Here is an 18,295-nt window from a genome sequence, read left to right on the forward strand (position 1 = left end):
GAAGCGGACGGAGGGGGCGGAGGGGACGGTGGGGCCGATCATCGTTCATGTCGGCCACATGGCCATCTCGTGACAGGTGGGGCCATGGACATGACGGGGGCGGGAGCGGCTGAATAGCCTTCAAGAGATCTTCCGTCCATACGACTTGGAGAGCTTGACGTGCACCGCAGACTGATCGTCCCGAGCGCACTCGCGGCCTCGCTGTTGCTGGCGATCCCGGCATCGGCGGCCGACTACCGGCCCGGGGCCCCGGGCATCGGCGACCCCTACTACCCGGCCAGCGGCAACGGTGGCTACGACGTGTCGCACTACGACCTGCGTCTGAAGTACCAGCCGAAGACCGACCTGCTGGAGGGCACGGCGACGCTCATCGCCACCACCACCCAGGACCTGTCCCGCTTCAACCTCGACCTCGGGCTCAAGGCGAGCGAGGTGCTGGTGAACGGCAAGAAGGCGCGCTTCGCCGCCACCGGCGACCACGAGCTGGAGATCACCCCGGCCGCACCGCTGGCGAAGAACCGGGCGATCTCGGTCGTCGTGCGGTACGCGGGCAAGCCCTCCGAGCTGAAGATCGGCGGCTGGACCGCCTGGCACCGCACGCCCGACGGCGGCGTCGCCGCGCAGGAGCCGGACTCCGCCGTCTGGTGGTTCCCGTCCAACGACCACCCGCGGGACAAGGCGACCTACGACATATCGGTCTCCGTGCCGGACGGCACCCAGGCCATCAGCAACGGCGTCCTCCAGTCGCAGTCGTCGCGCCTGGGCTGGACACGCTTCAACTGGCGCTCCAACAAGCCGCAGGCGTCCTACCTCGCCACGCTCGCGATCGGCAAGTTCGACATCACCACGGACAAGACCGACAAGGGGCTGCCCGTCCTCAACGCGTACAGCAAGGACCTCGGTGACAACGCGGGTGCGGCGCGGGCCAGCATCGAGCGCACCGGAGAGGTCGCGGAGTGGCTGGAGGAGGTCTTCGGACCGTACCCCTTCAACGCGCTCGGCGGCTACGTCCCCAACGTGACCAGCGGCTACGCGCTGGAGACCCAGACGCGGCCGTTCTACAGCCCGCGCCAGTTCGCCAACGGGGCCAACGTGTCGGTGGTCGTGCACGAGCTGGCGCACCAGTGGTACGGCGACAGCGTGTCGGTCGACGGGTGGAAGGACATCTGGGTCAACGAGGGCTTCGCCCGGTACAGCCAGTGGCTGTGGTCGGAGAAGGAGGGCGAGGGCACGGCTCAGGAGCTGGCGGACTACGTGTACGCGCAGCACCCGGCCGACGACCCGTTCTGGACGGTCGAGCCGGGCGACCCGGGCCCGGACAAGCAGTTCGACATCGCGGTGTACGACCGGGGCGCGCTCGCCCTCCAGGCGCTGCGCAACGCGATCGGCGACGAGGACTTCTTCGCCGTCCTGAAGGGCTGGCCGACGGAGCACGCGTACGGCAACGCCAAGGTGTCCGACTTCGTGAAGTACGCGGAGCGGGTCTCCGGCAAGCCGCTCGCCGGACTGTTGGACACCTGGCTCTACACGCCGTCCAAGCCGGCGGCCCCGGCGGCGGCCGGCGCGCGGATCGCCCGCTCGGCGGCGGGCACGGCGCAGCCGGTCCAGCCGAAGTCGTGGAAGAAGATCGCCGCGACGAACACGATCCACGACCACGACTGACCCGAGACGGTCGGCACGAGTCGTCACCACTCCCCCGTCCGCGGCCCGGCGCCGCGGGCGGGGGGTCCGGCCAGCGCCGTGGCCCCAGGCCGGCTTAGCGGCCCGGCCCCGCTGGAACCGGTCAAAGCCGTGGTGCCCATGGCCGGCGCACGGCCGCGGGCACCGGATCACCGGATGATCACCGAGCGCACGCTCCCCGCGACGTGGCAGCCCTCACCGCCGGACCGCTGCCACCGCCACGATCAGCGAGAGCAGGCAGAGCAGGAGGCACAGCGGCGAGTAGAGCACCGAGTTCCAGCGCTGGAACTCCGGTGGGGCGCCGGAGTTCATGAGGTAGCCGCCCGCTCCTCGGACGAACATGACCAGGGCGAATCCGAACATGCCGGTCAACTGGAGCCAGTCGGGCCCGACTCCGGGGATCGTGCCGTTGACCATGAGCGTCAGCACGCCGGCGCCGATCAGGGCCGCACCGACCAGCATGGAGTCCAGGGCGCGCGGCATCCGGCCGTCGTCCGTGCCACCGACGGTCCTGGTGAAGGTCACCGGGTCGCTCCACGGCCAGGGGGAGAAGGCCCAGACGAAGTGCAGAAGCCCTACGGCGATGACGACGAAGCAGAGCAGGCCTGGGGCCAGGGTACGGATCATTCGTCCACCTTTCGCTCCGGAGGGGCGTAGCCACTGTTGGGCTGAACGCCTTCTCAGCTCGTCATATACGGTGGCGTATATGACGGGTCCCGCTCATCGTACGGTCGGATGCGAGAGCGACGGGGGCGGGGGGTGTCGCCACCGACCGGCGGGGCCGGCGGGGGGACACGGGCGGCACGCATGGCGCTGCTGGTGGATCGTGGGCACCGATGGCTCTTCTGTGCAGAGAGCGCTCTCAACCGGCCGGGCCGACCGGCTACCCTGCTGCTGTACACAGCATTCGCCGCGCCGTCGAGGAGCACCCTTGTCCAGCATGTCCGAACCGGCCCCCGGCTCCCGTCCCACCCTGGAGGCCGTCGCGGCGCGTGCCGGGGTGTCGCGGGCGACGGTCTCGCGTGTCGTGAACGGGGGCGCGGGGGTCCGGCAGGCGCTGGTGGACAAGGTGCGGGAGGCGGTGGAGGAGCTGGGGTACGTGCCGAACCACGCGGCCCGCACCCTGGTGACGCGGCGGAACGGCGCGGTGGCGGTGATCATCGCGGAGCCGGAGTTCCGGGTGTTCTCCGACCCCTTCTTCGAGCAGCAGGTGCGGGGCATCAGCCGCGAGCTGACCGCGCACGACTCACAGCTCGTGCTGTTGTGGGTGGAGGGGCCGGGCGACTACGACCGGATCGGCCGGTACCTGGGCGGGGGCCATGTCGACGGCGCGCTGGCCTTCTCGGTGCACGACGACGACGAGCTGCCCGCCATCATCCGGCGGGCGCAGGTGCCGGCGGTGTTCGGGGGGCGGCCCGGGGGGCCGGGGACGGCGGGCGACCTGGCGGTGCCGTACGTGGACGCGGACAACCGGGGCGGGGCGCGGGAGGCCGTGCGGCACCTGCTGTCGCTGGGCCGGGAGCGGGTCGCGCACATCGCGGGCCCGCGTGACCAGACCTCCGCCACCGACCGGCTGGACGGCTACCGGGACGTCCTGCTGGACGCGGGCCCCGGGCTGATCGCGCAGGGCGACTTCACGGAGGGGAGCGGGGCCCGGGCGATGGCGGAGCTGCTGGAGCGGCGGCCCGACCTGGACGCCGTGTTCGCCGCCAACGACCTGATGGCCTCCGGCGCGCTGCGCGTGCTGCGGGAGCGCGGGCTGCGGGTGCCGGAGGACGTGGCGCTGGTCGGCTTCGACGACATGACGTCCATCGCGGAGGCCACCGATCCGCCCCTGACGACCGTCCGCCAGGACATCGAGGGCATGGGCCGGCTGATGGTGCGGCTGCTGATGCGGGTGCTGAACGCGCGGGAGACCGAGCCCGGGGCGGGCGGCGCCCCGGGCTCGGTGATCACCCCGACGGAACTGGTGCGGCGGGCGTCGGCGTAGCGCTCACCGCTCAGCCGTACGGGATGACCAGGACGGACCGGTCCGTGCCGGTCTGTACCCGGGCCGTGCCGTTGCCGATGGCGGGCCACACCTCCAGGCGTACGGTGCCGCCCCTGAGGTCCCCCAGCGCGCCGGTCGCCGACTTCAGGCCGCGCGTGTGGGCGTACTCCTCCCAGCCGGCCACCGGGTCGGTGGCGAAGTAGTGGTACGTCTCGGTCCGTTCGAAGGTCCCGTCACCCGTCAGGTCGTAGCTGACGCGGGCCTGCTGGCCGAGGCCCACCGTGGTGCCCGCGTCGACCTGGAGCCGGAAGGCGGTGGCGGCGCCGGGCTTCAGCGTGCCGGTGACGCCCCGGGCCTCGTACACCAGCGGCTGGTACGGGGTGCCGTCGTGGTTGGTGCCGCCCGCCGAGGCGATGGTGTCGCCGCCGGCCGTCCCGTTCGTGGCGGTGGTCAGCGTGCCGCCGGTGCGGAGCTGGAAGGTGTCCCCGGTGGACGGGCCCGGGTCGCCGGGGTCGCCCGGGTCGCCGCCCGTTCCGGTGCCGGTTGCCGTCGAGCGCGCGGGGACGGTGAGCCTGGCGCCGTCGGAGAAGGTCACCGTGCGGGCGGTGGGGCCGTGGTTGTGCGCCGCGTAGGTGCGTACCGTGCCCTTGGTGAAGACCGCCGAGGTGGGGAGGTCACCGGTGACGGTCGCGTCGGGCGCGCCGAGCGCGTCCAGGCCGGCGATCCAGTGGTAGGTGTGCGCCCTGGACTCCCCCGCTTCCGGGGTGTACGAGGCGTTGCCCGCGTCCCACCTGGCCTTGGCGGCGGCGGGGTCGGCGAGGGACTGGAACTCCCAGAGGATGTCGCGCCATTCGACGGCGGGGCCGCCGTTCTCGCGCTCCATCTCGGCGATGTTGCGGCGGACGGCCGCCTGTTCGCCGCCCAGGTGCAGTGAGCCTCCGGTGACGGGCAGGACGTTGATGCCGTGGATCTCCTCGGGGTTGGCGGTCCACCAGGTGGCGTAGGCGGCGCCGCTGCCCCACACCATGCCGGCGGTGTCATGGCCGAAGGAGGCGGGGAAGACCTGCTGGTCGGCGTCGAGCCAGTACTGGGCGATGGCCTCGGACTCGGTGGTCAGCAGGTACGTCCCCAGGTCGCGCAGCGCGGTGTCACCGGTGGCCGCGCCCCACAGGACCAGGCCCGCGCTGAGGTTGATGGACTCGGACGACGACTCCTGGTTGTTGCCGGCCGCGAAGCCCTGGTGGCCGGAGGCCCAGCTATGTCCGGCGTACACGTCGAAGCCCCGGAGGAAGGGGAAGGCGGTGTCGGTGCGGCTGGGGTTGGCGGCGTCGCGCACGAGCGTCTTCACCATGCCGCCCCAGGCGGAGTCGGCGGCCCAGGCGGGGTCGTACTGGGCGACGACGGCCGCCGCGTACACGTAGTAGGAGTAGTGGAAGTGGTGGTCGTTGAGTTCGGTGTCGCTGCCGTACGAGGCGGGGTAGCCGGTGAGGGTCTTCCAGGTGCGGTCGTAACTGAACTCGTTGGCCCCGCCGGCCGTGAACCAGTCCTGGAGCCGCCCCTTGAGCAGGCCGAGCAGTTTGTCACGGGTGGCGGTCTCACCGGTCTGGTCGGCCAGGGGCACGAGCTGGGCGAGGCGGCCGAGGGCCTTGCCGGTCCAGTAGGTGTCGGTGGCGCCGGCGAACGGGTCGGCGGCGTTCGCGGCCTCGTTCAGGTAGCCGCGCAGCCGGGCGGGGTCGACGCCCGAGGACTTCGGCAGCCCCGGCAGTACGGCGGCCGCGCGCTGGCTCGTGGTGAAGGTGGTGGACGCCCGGACCTTCATCGTGCCGCGCGGGGAGACGTAGGTGTACGGGGTCAGGGCGTCGGTGGTGTGCAGCCACTGATGCCGGTAGAGGGCCTGGAGCGTGCCGGTCTGAGTGCCCTCCTGAGGCTGGGTGGTGAGGGTGTAGGTGGCCCTGACCGTGCCTCCGGAGTAGCTCCAGTCGGCCTTGGATCCGGTGACGAAGCTGTAGGCGTAGGAGCGGTAGCCGGCCAGTGCGTCCGGGGAGGGCAGGACGGCCAGTGAGAAGTAGTCCTTGCCGCCCAGCCCGGCGGTCAGCGTGGAGCCGGAGACGGTCCAGTCGGTGCCGGTGGGGGCGAAGAGGCCGTAGTGGTGGCCGGCGACGGTGACGCCGAGGACGTTGCCCTGGTCGGCGAAGACGGTGGGGGCGGTGGCGGTGGTGATCCGGGCGTCGCCGCCGGTGCCCTTGGCGTACACGAAGGGCGAGCCGTGGCCGATGGTGGTGCGGAGGGTGCGGGTGCCGTCCGACCAGTAGGGGGTGACGGTCCAGTCGGACCAGGCGTCGGCCTTGGTGTCGGGCGAATCAAGGCCGGTCAGCCCGAGGGTGAGGTCGCGTGTGTGGGCGTACTCGTACTGTCTGCCGTCGCCGACGATCGCGGGGGTGGTGGGGTAGCCGACGTCGAGGCCGGCGGCGGTCGCCTGGTAGGTGAGCGGGTGGCCGTACATCGGGGTGGACCAGGGGTTGTCGCCGTAGCGCTGGAAGGCGAGTGAGGACCACCAGTCGTTGGTGGGCACCGGCTTGCCCTGGGCGGCGGGGGTGAGCTTGGGGGTGACGGGCGTGCCGGTGTCGGTGGTGGGGCCGGAGGTTCCGGGCGGACGGGTGTCGGAGTAACTCCCGGCTCCGACCGGGACGGTGGCGGCCTCGGCGGGGCCGGCGGTGGTCGCGGTGAGGCCGAGGGCGGCCAGGGCGGTGGCGAGGAACAGTGCGGCGGGGCGGCTGCGGGGGGATGGCCGGGTGCGGGGGGATGGCATGTCGGCACCTCGAATGGATGGCGGGAGAGCGGGTTCGAGAGCGCTCTCAGGTGCCCTGGAACGTAAAACTCCTGAAACGGGACTGTCAATACAGGTGACAACCCGGGGAGTTGCCGTGAGCGGCGGTCGTTATGCGTTCGAGTCTTGACGGGGACAGGGTGGGCGGGGCACGCTCCACAGCAACTTTATGAGAGCGCTCTCAACCGCTTGCTCATCCCCCGCACCTCGTCCCGCGTTCCGCGTCCCGCCGAAGCCAAGGGAGGCTTCCCATGCACATCGCCCGAGCCGCCACCGACCGGAGAGCCTCCGGCACCAGGACCACCGTCCGCAGGGGTCTGGTCCGCCTCGGGGCGGTCGCGCTGGCCGGGGCCCTCCTCGCCGCTTGCGGATCGGGCGCCTCGGACGGGGCCGCGTCCGACGGACGGGTCACGATCACCGTGGACCTCTTCGGCTCCTTCGGCTACAAGGAGGCGGGCCTCTACGCCGAGTACGAGAAGCTCCACCCCGGCGTCACCATCAAGCAGACCGACACCGAGGACGAGCAGGACTACTGGAAGTCCCTCCAGACCCGGCTCGCCGGTGGCGGCGGTCTCGCCGACGTCCAGGCCATCGAGGTCGGCCGCATCGCCTCGGTCACCCAGCAGCAGGCGGACAAGTTCGAGGACCTGACGCGGTACGGCGCCGACGGGCTGAAGGGGGCGTTCGCCGAGGCCAAGTGGTCCGCGGCGACGACCAAGGACGGCCGGGTGCTGGGGCTCGGCACGGACGTCGGGCCGGAGGCGATGTGCTACCGCACGGACCTCTTCCAGCAGGCCGGCCTGCCGACCGACCGCGACGAGCTGGCCCGGAAGTGGGCCACCTGGGACGGCTACCTGGAGCTCGGCAAGCAGTACAAGGCGAAGGCCCCCGCCAAGAGCGCCTGGCTGGACAGCGTGGGCAGCCTCTTCACCATCATGATCGGCCAGGAGGAGGAGCGGTACTACGACGCCTCCGGCAAGCTCGTCTACGAGTCGAACCCGGCCGTCAAGACCGCCTGGGACACCGCCACCGAGGCCGCTGCCGCGGGACTGAGCGCCAAGCTCGACCAGTGGTCCCCGCAGTGGAACCAGGCCTTCGCCGCCGGGTCGTTCGCCACGATCCCCTGCCCTGCCTGGATGCTCGGGTACATCAAGGGCCAGGCCGGTGAGTCCGGCAAGGGCAAGTGGGACATCGCCACCCTGCCCGGCGGCGCGGGGAACTGGGGCGGTTCGTATCTGAGCGTCCCCCGGGCGGCCGAGCACAAGAAGGAGGCGTACGAGCTCATCCAGTGGCTCACCGCGCCGGAGCAGCAGGCCAAGCTGTTCGAGAAGCAGGGCAACTTCCCCTCCTCCACCGGTGCCATCGCCAAGGTCGCCGGCGCCAAGGACCCGTACTTCTCCGACGCCCCCATCGGCCGCATCTTCGGCGACGCCGCCAAGGCGGCCCCGGTGCAGGTGCTGGGCGTGCACGACAAGAACGTCGCCGACCAGATCACCAACGCGCTGAGCGAGGTGGAGCGGAAGGGGACGTCACCGGACAAGGCGTGGTCGAACGCCCGCAAGGGCGTCGAGAACGTGACGGGCTGACCCTCGCGGGGCGGCCCGTCCGGGGCCGGCCCGGTGGGGCGGGTGCCCCGCGCGGGGCGGCTCTCCCGGGCGGTCCACCCGCCCCCGCCGGTCGCGGCGAGAACGCCCGGCACCGGGCCGGTCTACACACACACCACGTCCGTACCGCATCCGACCCCCGAAGGGCCGCACCGTGACCCTCACCGCACCCGCCGGGACGGCGGCGCGCCGTGTATGGCGGACCGTCTCGCCGTACGCGTACATCGCCCCGTTCTTCACGCTCTTCGCCGCGTTCGGCCTGTTCCCGCTGCTCTACACGGCGTTCGTCTCGCTCTACCGCGTGGAGCTCCAGACGCCCGGCGACATGGAGTGGCGCGGTCTCGGCAACTACGCCGCGCTGTTCACCGACGAGTTCTTCTGGCTCTCGTTGCGCAACACCTTCACCATCGGGGTGCTCTCCACCGTCCCGCAGCTCGTGATGGCCCTGGGGCTGGCGCACCTGCTGAACTACAAGCTGCGCGGGCGGACCTTCTTCCGTACGGCGATGCTGCTGCCGTACGCCACCTCGGTCGCTGCGGCGACGCTGGTCTTCGCGCAGCTCTTCGGCCGGGACTTCGGGCTGGTCAACTACACGCTGGGGCTTCTCGGCATCGACCCGGTCGACTGGCAGACCGGGACGGTCGCCTCCCAGATAGCCGTGTCGACCATCGTCATCTGGCGGTGGACCGGCTACAACGCGCTGATCTACCTCGCGGGCATGCAGTCCATCCCGGCCGAGCTGTACGAGGCCGCGGAGATGGACGGGGCGTCGCGGTGGCGGCAGTTCTTCCACGTCACGCTGCCGGGCCTGCGTCCGACGATCGTCTTCACCACCGTGGTGTCCACGATCGGCGCCACCCAGCTCTTCGGCGAACCGCTGCTGTTCGAGGGGTCGGTCTCGGGAGGGATCTCCCACCAGTACCAGACGCTCGGGCTCTACATGTACGAGCAGGGGTGGGGCTTCTTCCACCTCGGCCGTGCCGCCGCCATCGCCTGGGTGATGTTCCTGCTGATCCTGGTGTTCGTCGGGGCCAACGCCCTGGTCGTACGCCGCCGTTCCGCCAAGGAGGCCGGCCGATGAGCGCCCGCCGAGCCGGTCGTACCCTGCACGGCGGCAGGGTCGCGTACGCCGTCCTGATCCTCGCCGTCCTGGTGTCGGCCTTCCCCTTCTACTGGACGATCGTCGCCGCCAGCCGCTCCAACGCCGATCTGGCGCGGGTGCCCCCGTCCCTGCTGCCCGGCCCGAACCTGTTCCGGAACGTCGAGGCGGTGATGGAGGAGGCGGACATCGGCAAGGCCCTGCTGAACTCGCTGATCGTCTCGGGGTCGATCACGGTCGGCACGGTGCTGTGCTGCACGCTCGCCGGGTTCGCCTTCGCCAAGCTGCGCTTCCGCGGCCGGGGCGCGCTGCTCGCGATCACGGTGGGGACGATGATGATCCCGCCGCAGCTCGGGGTGATCCCGCTGTTCATGCTGGTCGCGGAGCTGGGGTGGGTGAACCAGCTCCAGTCGGTGGTCCTGCCCGGTCTGGTGTCGGCCTTCGGGGTCTTCTTCATGCGGCAGTTCCTGGTGCAGGCGCTGCCGGACGAGCTGATCGAGGCGGCGCGGGTGGACGGGGCCTCCTCCGCGCGGATCTTCTGGTCGATCGTGGTGCCGATCGCCCGGCCCGGTATGGCGGTGCTGGGTCTGCTGACCTTCATGGCCGCCTGGAACGACTTCTTCTGGCCGATCGTCGCGCTGTCCTCGCAGAACCCGACCGTGCAGGTCGCGTTGCGCCAGCTCGGCGGCGGCTATGTGCACGACCAGTCCGTGATCATGGCGGGCACGCTGCTCGGCACGCTCCCGGTGCTGCTGGTCTTCGGCCTGCTGGGCCGGCAGATCGTCGGCGGCATCATGCAGGGCGCCGTCAAGGGCTGACGGCCCTCCCCGTTCCTCCACTTCGTGTTGGGAGTCTTCCGCTCATGACCGAGCTCCTCTTCCCGGCCGGTTTCCGCTGGGGCACGGCCACGGCCGCGTACCAGATCGAGGGCGCCGCGACCGAGGACGGCCGGACGCCGTGCATCTGGGACACCTTCAGCAGGACGCCGGGCGCGGTCCGCAACGGCGACACCGGTGACATCGCGGCCGACCACTACCACCGGATGCGCGAGGACGTCGCGCTGATGAAGGACCTGGGGGTGACGGACTACCGGTTCTCGGTCGCCTGGCCTCGGGTGCAGCCGGCCGGGCGGGGCCCGGCCGTCGAGAGGGGCCTGGACTTCTACCGGCGGCTCACCGACGAACTGCTGAGCTCCGGCATCCGGCCGGTCGTCACGCTCTACCACTGGGACCTGCCGCAGGAGCTCGAGGACGCGGGCGGCTGGCCGCACCGGGAGACGGCCGAGCGGTTCGCCGAGTACGCCGGGCTGGTGGCCGGTGCGCTGGGCGACCGGGTGAGCACGTGGACGACGCTCAACGAGCCGTGGTGCGCGGCGTTCCTCGGGTACGCCTCCGGGGAGCACGCCCCGGGGCGCAGGGACCCGGTGGCGGCGCTGCGCGCGGCCCACCATCTGAACCTGGCGCACGGGCGTGCCGTCCAGGTGCTGCGTGCCGCGCTGCCGGCGGCCGCGGAGGTGTCCCTGACGCTCAACCTGCACGCGGTGCGGGCCCTGTCGGAGGCCGAGGAGGACCGTGAGGCCGCCCGGCGGGTGGACGCGCTGGGCAACCGGATCTTCCTGGACCCGGTCTTCCACGGGCGGCTGCCGGAGGACCTGGTGCGGGACACGGCGGGGCTGACGGACTGGTCGTTCGTGCGCGACGGGGACCTGGAGGCGATCGCCGCGCCGCTGGACTCGCTGGGCATCAACTACTACTCCCCCACGGTCGTCGGGGCGGGTACGTCCGGGTCGCCGTCGCCCTGGCCGGGTGCCGAGCCGCACGTGCGGTTCGTGCCGGCGCCGGGTCCCCGGACGGCGATGGACTGGCCGGTGGACGCGGACGGCCTGTACGAGCTGCTGGTCCGGCTGCGGGACGAGCTGCCGGGGGTTCCGCTGATGGTGACGGAGAACGGGGCGGCGTACGACGACTACGCCGACCCGTCGGGCGAGGTGCACGATCCGGAGCGGGTCGCCTACCTGCGGGACCACCTGGCGGCGGTGCACCGGGCGCTCGCCGACGGGGTGGACGTCCGGGGCTACTTCCTGTGGTCGCTGCTGGACAACTTCGAGTGGGCGTACGGCTACGGGAAGCGGTTCGGCATCGTGCACGTGGACTTCGCGTCGCAGCGCCGTACGCCGAAGGACAGCGCCCGCTGGTACGCGGACGTCATCGCCCGGGGCGGGCTGCGCGGGTGAGCCGGTCGCGGCGGCGGGCCTCCCGTGCGAGCGGGAGGTAGCGCAGCCGCTCGGGCAGTGCGGGGACGACGGCCCGGACGACCCGGCCGAAGCGGCGCAGCCGGCGTTCCTGCGCGTCCGTCCACTCCAGGCCGATGGCCTCCCTGGCGTCGGGCGGCATGAGTCCGACGGTGAGGAAGCGGCGGAAGCGGGCGAAGGGCGGGAGCAGGACGGGCCACAGGACGCGCAGCAGGAGCCGCAGCGGCAGGGGGCCCCGGTCGAACGGGGGCAACGGGACGTCCGCCGAGGCGAGTTCGCGCGCGACGGCGGTGGCCTCGATCTCGTCGGCGAGGACCTTGCGGTAGTAGGGCCAGAACTCCTCGATGGTCTGCGGCATGTCGCGGTCGTGGATGCCGAGGACGCGGCCGACCTGGAGCCACTCGGCATATAGCTGCCGCTCCTGTGCTTCGGTCAGCGGTCTGATCAGGTAGCGGGCCGCGTGCCGGTAGACCGGGAACCCGGTGGCGTGGACCCAGGCGTAGTTCGCGGGGGCGAGGGCGTGGTAGCGGCGGCCCCGGGTGTCGGTGCCCTGGACGGCGGAGTGGAGCCGGCGCAGCCGGCGGCCCTCCTCGGCGGCGGTCTCGCCGCCGTACACCCAGAGCTGGAGCGAGCGCAGGGAGCGCTCGCCCCGGCCCCACGGGTCGGTCCGGAAGACGGAGTGTTCGTCGACGCCGGCGCCGACGGCGGGGTGGGCGACCTGGAGGGTGAAGGCGGCGGGCAGCATGAGCAGGCCCCGGACGTCGCCGGCGAGGCTCCAGAGCACCCCGCCGGGCGGGGGTGGGGCGGGAGCGTCGTGCGGGGCGGGTGAGGTGCTCATGGTCCCAGTATCCGCGTATCCGCCATGGAGAAGTTGGCCCGGTGGTCCGGGGTCCGCAGGATTCCCGGCACCCGATGGCTACCGGAAAGTAACCGCGGCTGATTTGATGTGCCGCGCGAAGGTCCAACCCCCCACTTCCGTCAGGAGTTTCCGTGCCGCGATCCCCGCAGCGCCCGGCCCGTCCGACCGCTTCCCCCGCTTCCTCCACCGCCTCCTCCGGCGCCCTGCCCGCCGTCCTGTCGGCCGCGCTGTCCACCGTGCTCGCCGCCGCCGCGGTGACGGTGGCGGCGCCGGCCGCCACGGCGGTTACGGCGGCCGGGGTCTCCGCCGAGGCGGGGGCCTCCGCGGAGGCGGGGGCGCCGGCGCTCCGGGTGCTGACGTACAACTCGTTCCTGTTCAGCAAGACCCTCTACCCGAACTGGGGGCAGGACCACCGGGCGAAGGAGATACCGGCGGCGCCGTTCTTCCGCGGCCAGGACGTGGTGGTGCTCCAGGAGGCGTTCGACAACGCGTCCTCCGACGCGCTCCTGCGCAACGCCGCCGCCCAGTACCCGTACCAGACGCCGGTGATGGGCCGGAGCAAGAGCGGCTGGGACGCCACGAGCGGCGCCTATTCGGCGACCACGCCGGAGGACGGTGGGGTCGCCGTGCTCAGCAAGTGGCCGATCGTCCGCAAGGAGCAGTACGTCTACAAGGACGCCTGCGGCGCCGACTGGTACTCCAACAAGGGTTTCGTCTACACCGTGCTCGATGTGAACGGCTCCCGGGTGCACGTGGTGGGGACGCACGCCCAGTCGACGGACCCCGGGTGCTCGGCGGGTGAGGCGGCGCAGACGCGCAGCCGGCAGTTCAAGGCCCTGGACGCGTTCCTGGACGCCAAGAACATCCCGGCGTCCGAGCAGGTGATGGTGGCGGGCGACTTCAACGTCGACTCGCACAGCGGCGAGTACGCCACGATGCTGGCCGACGCGGGGCTGGCGGGCGCGGACGCCCGTACGGGCCACCCGTACTCCTTCGACACCCAGGACAACTCGATCGCCTCCGAGCGCTACCCGGACGACCCGCGCGAGGACCTGGATCACGTGCTGCACCGCGCCGGGCACGTGAAGCCGTCGGGCTGGACCAACGAGGTGGTCAAGGAGCGGAGCGCGCCCTGGACGGTGTCGAGCTGGGGCAAGCAGTACACCTACACGAACCTCAGCGACCACTACCCGGTCGTGGCGTCCGCGCAGTAGCCCCCGCCCCGCAGCCGCAACGGCTTCGCAGCTGGTCGGAGGCCGCTTTTCGGCAGTGGCCGCAAGGCGGTCCGGCTGTCATGGTGGTGTTCATGATGGGTCATGGACACCACCACGGGCGCCGTCGGCACCTTCCCGGCCACCACCATCACCATCATCACGGCGAACGGATCGACGCCGCCCTGGAGGGGTCGGCCGCCGGGCTGCGGACGCTGTGGTTCTCGTTCGCGGTGCTCGCCGCCACCACGGGCGTCCAGGCGGTGATCGCCGGGCTCTCGGGCTCGGTCGCGCTCCTCGGCGACACGGTGCACAACGCCACGGACGCCCTGACCGCGCTGCCGCTCGCGCTCGCCTTCGTGCTGGGCCGGCGGGCGGCGACCCGCCGCTACACCTACGGCTTCGGCCGGGCGGAGGACCTGGCGGGGGTGTTCGTGGTGCTGGTGATCGCCGCGTCGGCCGCCTTCGCCGGGTACGAGGCGGTGCGGCGGCTGCTGGACCCGCAGGAGGTGGGCCATCTGCCGGCCGTGGCGGCGGCCGGGCTGGTGGGGTTCGCCGGGAACGAGTGGGTGGCCCGGGCCCGGATCCGCACGGGCCGGGCGATCGGATCCGCCGCCCTGGTCGCCGACGGGCTGCACGCCCGCACCGACGGGTTCACCTCGCTGGCGGTGCTGCTGGGCGCGGGCGGCGCGGCGCTGGGCCGGTGGTGGGCGGACCCGCTGGTCGGGCTGGTCATCACGGGCGCGATCCTGCTGGTGCTGCGCGGGGCGGCGCGGGAGGTCTGGCACCGGCTGATGGACGCGGTGGACCCGGCGCTGGTGGACCGCGCGGAGCGGGTGCTGGCGGGGGTCGACGGCGTACGGGGCGTGGGGGCCGTGCGGATGCGGTGGCTGGGGCACGCGCTGCGCGCGGAGACCTCCGTGGTGGTGGACCCGGTTCTCACGGTCGTCCAGGCGCACGCGGTGGCGGTCGCGGCGGAGCACGCCCTGCTGCACGAGGTGCCGCGTCTGACCGAGGTCACCGTGCACGTCGACCACGCCGCCACGGCGGGCCCGGACCCCCACGAAGCGCTGGCCCACCACCGTCCCGCTCAGGGCACGTACGTATAGGCGGGCACGGCACGGGGCGGGCGGTCGTGGCCGGGCGGGCGCTCAGTCGCCGTGGTCGTACACCGTGACCGGTACGCCCCGGGCGAGCAGGCGCTCGGTGATCAGGGGCTCCACCCTGGACCACTTGCCGCCGGCGAGCCCGCAGCCGATGCGGGGCATGTGGACGGAGGCGCCCAGCCCGGCCGCCCGGTCGGCGAGCCGGCCCAGCGCGGTGTCGATCGCCTCGTACCGCACGGGCACGCCCTTGCTGCCCGTCCGTGTCCCCCGCTGGCCCACCATGTTGGCCACCCACAGGTACGGACCGACCTGGACGAACTGCACGGCGCCCAGGCCGAAGTCATTGCCCGCGCGGCCGCGGTGCCAGCGCCGGTAGGCGGCCTCGGGCTCGGGCCAGCGGCGGGAGAGGGCCAGGACGAAACCCTTGCCCCAGCCTCCCAGGTCGTTGCAGACATGCGCGATGATCTTGACGCCCTTACCGGCCGGCGCGGTGGCGTCCCCCCGTACGTACGCGATCCCCGTCATACGCACCACCGTACGGGCCGCCACCGACAACAGCCCGTGACTTTCACAGCGTTGGTGAGACAGCAATACTGTTGTACCGATGCAGCGCACCAGCCGGAAATGAGGCCCCCGCATGGCGACCGAGGCGACCGAGCCGACCGAGGCCGAGGAGCGGCAGCCGACGCTGACCGTCGACGAGCTGGCCGCCCGGGCGGGGGTCACCGTGCGCACCATCCGTTTCTACAGCACCCGTGGCCTGCTGCCGCCGCCGGTGATCGGACCGCGCCGGGTGGGGCACTACGGGCCCGAGCACCTGTCCCGGCTGGCGCTCATCGAGGAGCTCCAGCACCAGGGCATGACGCTCGCCGCGATCGAACGGTACCTGGAACAGCTCCCGCCCGATCTGAGCGCCCACGACCTGGCCATCCACCGGGCTCTGGTGGCGACCTGGGCGCCGGACGCACCGGAGGAGATGCCCCGGGCCGAGCTGGAGCGGCGCGCCGGCCGCACGCTCGGCGACGAGGACCTGGAACGGCTCGCCGCGATGGACGTGCTGGCCCGCACGGACGTGGACGACACCTACCGGGTCGACCCGGGGCTGCTGCGGCTCGGGCTGCGGCTGCTGGACGTGCCCATCGCGCACGAGACGATCCTGGCGTCCCGCACGGTCCTGGTGGAGCACACCCGGTCGGCGGCGCAGGAGCTGACGCGGCTGTTCCGCGACGAGGTGTGGGGCCCGTACCGGGAGCGGGAGTCGGACCCGGAGCACGTGGCGGCGATGAAGTCGCTGTCCGCGCACATGCAGCCGCTGGTGGTGCAGGCCCTGGTCACCGCGTTCCAGCGGTCGCTGAAGGAGGAGCTGGGCGCCGCCTTCCGCGCGGAGTGAGCCCGCACGGTGTCCCGCCGTTCCGGGCGGGCGCCGGGCCGCCACCGGAAGGGCCGCCGTGCCGGTGACGGCCCTCCCGGTGACACCGCCAGGTGGCGTCAGTCGCCGAACGTCTCGCCCCGCTCGGCCTTCTCCACCAGCAGCGCCGGGGGCTGGAACCGCTCCCCGTACCGCTCGGCCAGCTCCCGCGCCCGTGCCACGAAGCCGGGCAGTCCGCCTTCGTAGCCGTTGATGTACTGGAGCACGCCGCCGGTCCACGCCGGGAAGCCGATGCCCATGACGGAGCCGATGTTGGCGTCGGCGACCGAGGTCAGCACGCCCTCCTCGAGGCAGCGGACGGTGTCCAGCGCCTCGGAGAAGAGCATCCGCTCCTTCATGTCCTCGAACGGGACGGCCGCGCCGCCGTCGCCGGCACCGAAGTGCTCGCGCAGTCCGGGCCACAGGCCCTGCCGCTTGCCCTCCGCGTCGTAGTCGTAGAAGCCCGCGCCGCCGCTGCGGCCGGTCCGGCCGAACTCGTCGACCAGCCGGTCGATCACCGCGTCCGCCGGGTGCTCCTGCCAGGTGCCGCCCGCCTCCTCGACGGCGCGCCGGGTCTCGTTGCGGATCTTGCGCGGGAGGGTGAGGGTGAGTTCGTCCATCAGGGACAGCACCTTGGCCGGGTAGCCGGCCTGGGCCGCCGCCTGCTCGATGGAGGCGGGCTCCACGCCCTCGCCGACCATCGCCACGCCCTCGTTGATGAACTGGCCGATGACCCGTGAGGTGAAGAAGCCGCGCGAGTCGTTGACGACGATCGGCGTCTTGTTGATCTGCCGCACGAGGTCGAAGGCGCGTGCGAGGGCTTCGTCGCCGGACCGCTCGCCCTTGATGATCTCGACGAGCGGCATCTTGTCGACCGGCGAGAAGAAGTGCAGACCGATGAAGTCGGCCGGGCGCTCGACGCCCTCGGCGAGGAGGGTGATCGGCAGGGTCGAGGTGTTGGAGCACAGCAGCGCGTCGGGCTCGACGACGTCCTGGATCTCCTGGAACACCTTGTGCTTGAGCGCGGTGTCCTCGAAGACGGCTTCGATGACCGCGTCGCAGCCGGCCAGGTCGGCCGGGTCGGCGGTCGGGGTGATGCGGGCCAGCAGCGCGTCGCGCTCGGCCTCGGTGGTGCGGCCGCGGGACAGCGCCTTGTCGAGGAGCCCGGCGGAGTACGCCTTGCCCTTCTCCGCCGCCTCGGCCGACACGTCCTTCAGGACGACGTCGATGCCGGCCCTGGCGCAGGAGTAGGCGATGCCGGCGCCCATCATCCCGGCGCCGAGGACGGCGACCTTGCGGACCGTGCGGGGTTCGGTGCCCCGCGGGCGGCCGGCGCCGGAGTTGACCGCCTGGAGGTCGAAGAAGAACGCCTGGATCATGTTCTTGGCGGTCCGGCCGGTGACCAGCTCGGTGAAGTACCGGCTCTCGATGGTCAGCGCGGTCTCGAAGTCGACCTGGGAGCCCTCGACGGCGGCCGCGAGGATGTTGCGGGGCGCCGGGTAGGGCGCTCCGTTGAGCTGCTTCTTCAGGTTCGCCGGGAAGGCGGGCAGGTTGGCGGCGAACTTGGGGTGGGCCGGGGTGCCGCCGGGGATCCTGTGACCGGGGACGTCCCAGGGCTGCCGCGACTCGGGGTGGGCGTCGATGAACGCCCGTGCCCTGGCGAGCATGTCCTCGCGGGTGGCGGCCAGTTCGTGCACCAGGCCGTTGTCCAGGGCCCGCCGCGGGGAGTACTGGGTGCCCTGGAGGAGCACCTTCAGCAGGGCGTCGGCGACGCCCATCAGACGGACCGTGCGGGCGACACCGCCGCCGCCGGGCAGCAGGCCGAGGGTGACCTCGGGCAGGCCGATCTTGGAGCCGGGAGCGTCGAGGGCGATCCGGTGGTGCGAGGCGAGCGCGATCTCGTACCCGCCGCCCAGGGCGGCGCCGTTGATGGCGGCGACGACGGGCTTGCCGAGGGTTTCGATGCGACGCAGGGCGCGCTTCATCTCCATGCCGGCCGCGAAGATCCGCGGGGCGTCGGCGGGCCCGGCCTTCATCATGTCCTTGAGGTCGCCGCCCGCGAAGAAGGTCTTCTTGGCGGAGGTGTAGATGAAACCGCGGATGGAGTCCTTCTCGGCCTCGGCGCGGTCGGCGACAGCCGCGATCGAGGTCCGGAAGGCCTGGTTCATGGTGTTGGCGGACTGGTCGGGGTCGTCGAGGACGAGGGTGACGACGCCGGTCTCGTCCTGTTCCCAGCGGATGGTGGTGGACTGGCTCATGG

14 protein-coding genes are annotated in these 18,295 nt (G+C 72.2%); 9 read left to right on the forward strand and 5 right to left on the reverse strand.

The features are described 5' to 3' along the window. Nucleotides 1-159: 159 nt before the first annotated feature. Nucleotides 160-1,662: a M1 family metallopeptidase gene (locus ACZ7LK_RS17455; RefSeq protein ID WP_471141637.1), complete on the forward strand. Its 1,503-nt coding sequence runs from the start codon at nucleotides 160-162 to the stop codon at nucleotides 1,660-1,662. Nucleotides 1,663-1,875: 213 nt separating this feature from the next. Here the strand turns inward: ACZ7LK_RS17455 and ACZ7LK_RS17460 are convergent, their stop codons facing one another. Further along, a complete protein-coding gene (locus tag ACZ7LK_RS17460) occupies nucleotides 1,876-2,307 on the reverse strand; it encodes a DUF3995 domain-containing protein (RefSeq protein WP_392273907.1) in 432 nt (143 codons plus the stop codon). A gap of 313 nt (nucleotides 2,308-2,620) precedes the next feature. Between ACZ7LK_RS17460 and ACZ7LK_RS17465 the strand changes: the two genes are divergently transcribed. Then, nucleotides 2,621-3,670 (forward strand): LacI family DNA-binding transcriptional regulator, encoded by a 1,050-nt coding sequence (locus tag ACZ7LK_RS17465; RefSeq protein WP_392274359.1) that lies wholly within the window; start codon nucleotides 2,621-2,623, stop codon nucleotides 3,668-3,670. A 10-nt stretch (nucleotides 3,671-3,680) separates the two neighbouring features. Here ACZ7LK_RS17465 and ACZ7LK_RS17470 read toward each other — a convergent pair whose 3' ends face one another. Then, complete coding sequence (locus tag ACZ7LK_RS17470) at nucleotides 3,681-6,479, reverse strand: glycosyl hydrolase (protein ID WP_471141640.1); 2,799 nt, start codon at nucleotides 6,477-6,479, stop codon at nucleotides 3,681-3,683. 269 nt (nucleotides 6,480-6,748) lie between these two features. Between ACZ7LK_RS17470 and ACZ7LK_RS17475 the strand changes: the two genes are divergently transcribed. The 4 genes from ACZ7LK_RS17475 (at nucleotide 6,749) to ACZ7LK_RS17490 (ending at nucleotide 11,433) form a co-directional block, all read left to right on the forward strand. Further along, nucleotides 6,749-8,083: an ABC transporter substrate-binding protein gene (locus ACZ7LK_RS17475; RefSeq protein ID WP_392273909.1), complete on the forward strand. Its 1,335-nt coding sequence runs from the start codon at nucleotides 6,749-6,751 to the stop codon at nucleotides 8,081-8,083. Nucleotides 8,084-8,255: 172 nt separating this feature from the next. Continuing rightward, nucleotides 8,256-9,182, forward strand: a complete 927-nt coding sequence (locus ACZ7LK_RS17480; protein WP_471141644.1) for a carbohydrate ABC transporter permease — start codon at nucleotides 8,256-8,258, stop codon at nucleotides 9,180-9,182. Beyond that, on the forward strand, nucleotides 9,179-10,018 hold the full coding sequence (locus tag ACZ7LK_RS17485) for a carbohydrate ABC transporter permease (RefSeq protein ID WP_469464214.1): 840 nt from the start codon (nucleotides 9,179-9,181) through the stop codon (nucleotides 10,016-10,018). Before ACZ7LK_RS17480 ends, ACZ7LK_RS17485 begins: the two co-directional genes overlap by 4 nt. Before the next feature lie 44 nt (nucleotides 10,019-10,062). Continuing rightward, nucleotides 10,063-11,433, forward strand: a complete 1,371-nt coding sequence (locus ACZ7LK_RS17490; protein ID WP_469464213.1) for a GH1 family beta-glucosidase — start codon at nucleotides 10,063-10,065, stop codon at nucleotides 11,431-11,433. Here the strand turns inward: ACZ7LK_RS17490 and ACZ7LK_RS17495 are convergent. After that, nucleotides 11,405-12,289, reverse strand: a complete 885-nt coding sequence (locus ACZ7LK_RS17495) for an oxygenase MpaB family protein (RefSeq protein ID WP_471141648.1) — start codon at nucleotides 12,287-12,289, stop codon at nucleotides 11,405-11,407. The two genes, ACZ7LK_RS17490 and ACZ7LK_RS17495, sit on opposite strands and share 29 nt — an antisense overlap. A gap of 224 nt (nucleotides 12,290-12,513) precedes the next feature. Between ACZ7LK_RS17495 and sph the strand changes: the two genes are divergently transcribed. After that, the gene (gene sph, locus ACZ7LK_RS17500; protein WP_469464234.1) at nucleotides 12,514-13,524 is read left to right on the forward strand and encodes a sphingomyelin phosphodiesterase; all 1,011 of its coding nucleotides are present in this window, start codon (nucleotides 12,514-12,516) and stop codon (nucleotides 13,522-13,524) included. Between the two features lie 80 nt (nucleotides 13,525-13,604). Further along, nucleotides 13,605-14,630 (forward strand): cation diffusion facilitator family transporter, encoded by a 1,026-nt coding sequence (locus ACZ7LK_RS17505; protein WP_392273914.1) that lies wholly within the window; start codon nucleotides 13,605-13,607, stop codon nucleotides 14,628-14,630. A 42-nt stretch (nucleotides 14,631-14,672) separates the two neighbouring features. Here ACZ7LK_RS17505 and ACZ7LK_RS17510 read toward each other — a convergent pair whose 3' ends face one another. Continuing rightward, nucleotides 14,673-15,152: a macro domain-containing protein gene (locus ACZ7LK_RS17510; RefSeq protein ID WP_392273915.1), complete on the reverse strand. Its 480-nt coding sequence runs from the start codon at nucleotides 15,150-15,152 to the stop codon at nucleotides 14,673-14,675. A 112-nt stretch (nucleotides 15,153-15,264) separates the two neighbouring features. On the opposite strand from ACZ7LK_RS17510, the gene ACZ7LK_RS17515 reads away from it, so the two are divergent. Beyond that, nucleotides 15,265-16,017: a MerR family transcriptional regulator gene (locus tag ACZ7LK_RS17515; RefSeq protein WP_471141651.1), complete on the forward strand. Its 753-nt coding sequence runs from the start codon at nucleotides 15,265-15,267 to the stop codon at nucleotides 16,015-16,017. Between the two features lie 98 nt (nucleotides 16,018-16,115). Here ACZ7LK_RS17515 and ACZ7LK_RS17520 read toward each other — a convergent pair whose 3' ends face one another. After that, nucleotides 16,116-18,293 carry a 3-hydroxyacyl-CoA dehydrogenase NAD-binding domain-containing protein gene (locus tag ACZ7LK_RS17520; RefSeq protein ID WP_471141653.1) on the reverse strand — a complete coding sequence of 726 codons (2,178 nt, stop codon included), beginning with the start codon at nucleotides 18,291-18,293 and terminating at the stop codon, nucleotides 16,116-16,118. Nucleotides 18,294-18,295 lie beyond the last annotated feature (2 nt).

Source organism: Streptomyces sp. NPDC039423, assembly GCF_055598725.1.

Excerpts from the sequence above, each read along its gene's own strand:
- ACZ7LK_RS17470 (WP_471141640.1), bottom strand. The coding sequence starts at position 6,479 with ATGCCATCCCCCCGCACCCGGCCATCCCCCCGCAGCCGCCCCGCCGCA.
- ACZ7LK_RS17485 (WP_469464214.1), top strand. The coding sequence starts at position 9,179 with ATGAGCGCCCGCCGAGCCGGTCGTACCCTGCACGGCGGCAGGGTCGCG.
- ACZ7LK_RS17495 (WP_471141648.1), bottom strand. The coding sequence starts at position 12,289 with ATGAGCACCTCACCCGCCCCGCACGACGCTCCCGCCCCACCCCCGCCC.
- ACZ7LK_RS17475 (WP_392273909.1), top strand. The coding sequence starts at position 6,749 with ATGCACATCGCCCGAGCCGCCACCGACCGGAGAGCCTCCGGCACCAGG.
- ACZ7LK_RS17490 (WP_469464213.1), top strand. The coding sequence starts at position 10,063 with ATGACCGAGCTCCTCTTCCCGGCCGGTTTCCGCTGGGGCACGGCCACG.
- ACZ7LK_RS17510 (WP_392273915.1), bottom strand. The coding sequence starts at position 15,152 with ATGACGGGGATCGCGTACGTACGGGGGGACGCCACCGCGCCGGCCGGT.
- ACZ7LK_RS17515 (WP_471141651.1), top strand. The coding sequence starts at position 15,265 with ATGGCGACCGAGGCGACCGAGCCGACCGAGGCCGAGGAGCGGCAGCCG.
- ACZ7LK_RS17460 (WP_392273907.1), bottom strand. The coding sequence starts at position 2,307 with ATGATCCGTACCCTGGCCCCAGGCCTGCTCTGCTTCGTCGTCATCGCC.
- ACZ7LK_RS17520 (WP_471141653.1), bottom strand. The coding sequence starts at position 18,293 with ATGAGCCAGTCCACCACCATCCGCTGGGAACAGGACGAGACCGGCGTC.
- ACZ7LK_RS17505 (WP_392273914.1), top strand. The coding sequence starts at position 13,605 with ATGGTGGTGTTCATGATGGGTCATGGACACCACCACGGGCGCCGTCGG.
- ACZ7LK_RS17465 (WP_392274359.1), top strand. The coding sequence starts at position 2,621 with ATGTCCGAACCGGCCCCCGGCTCCCGTCCCACCCTGGAGGCCGTCGCG.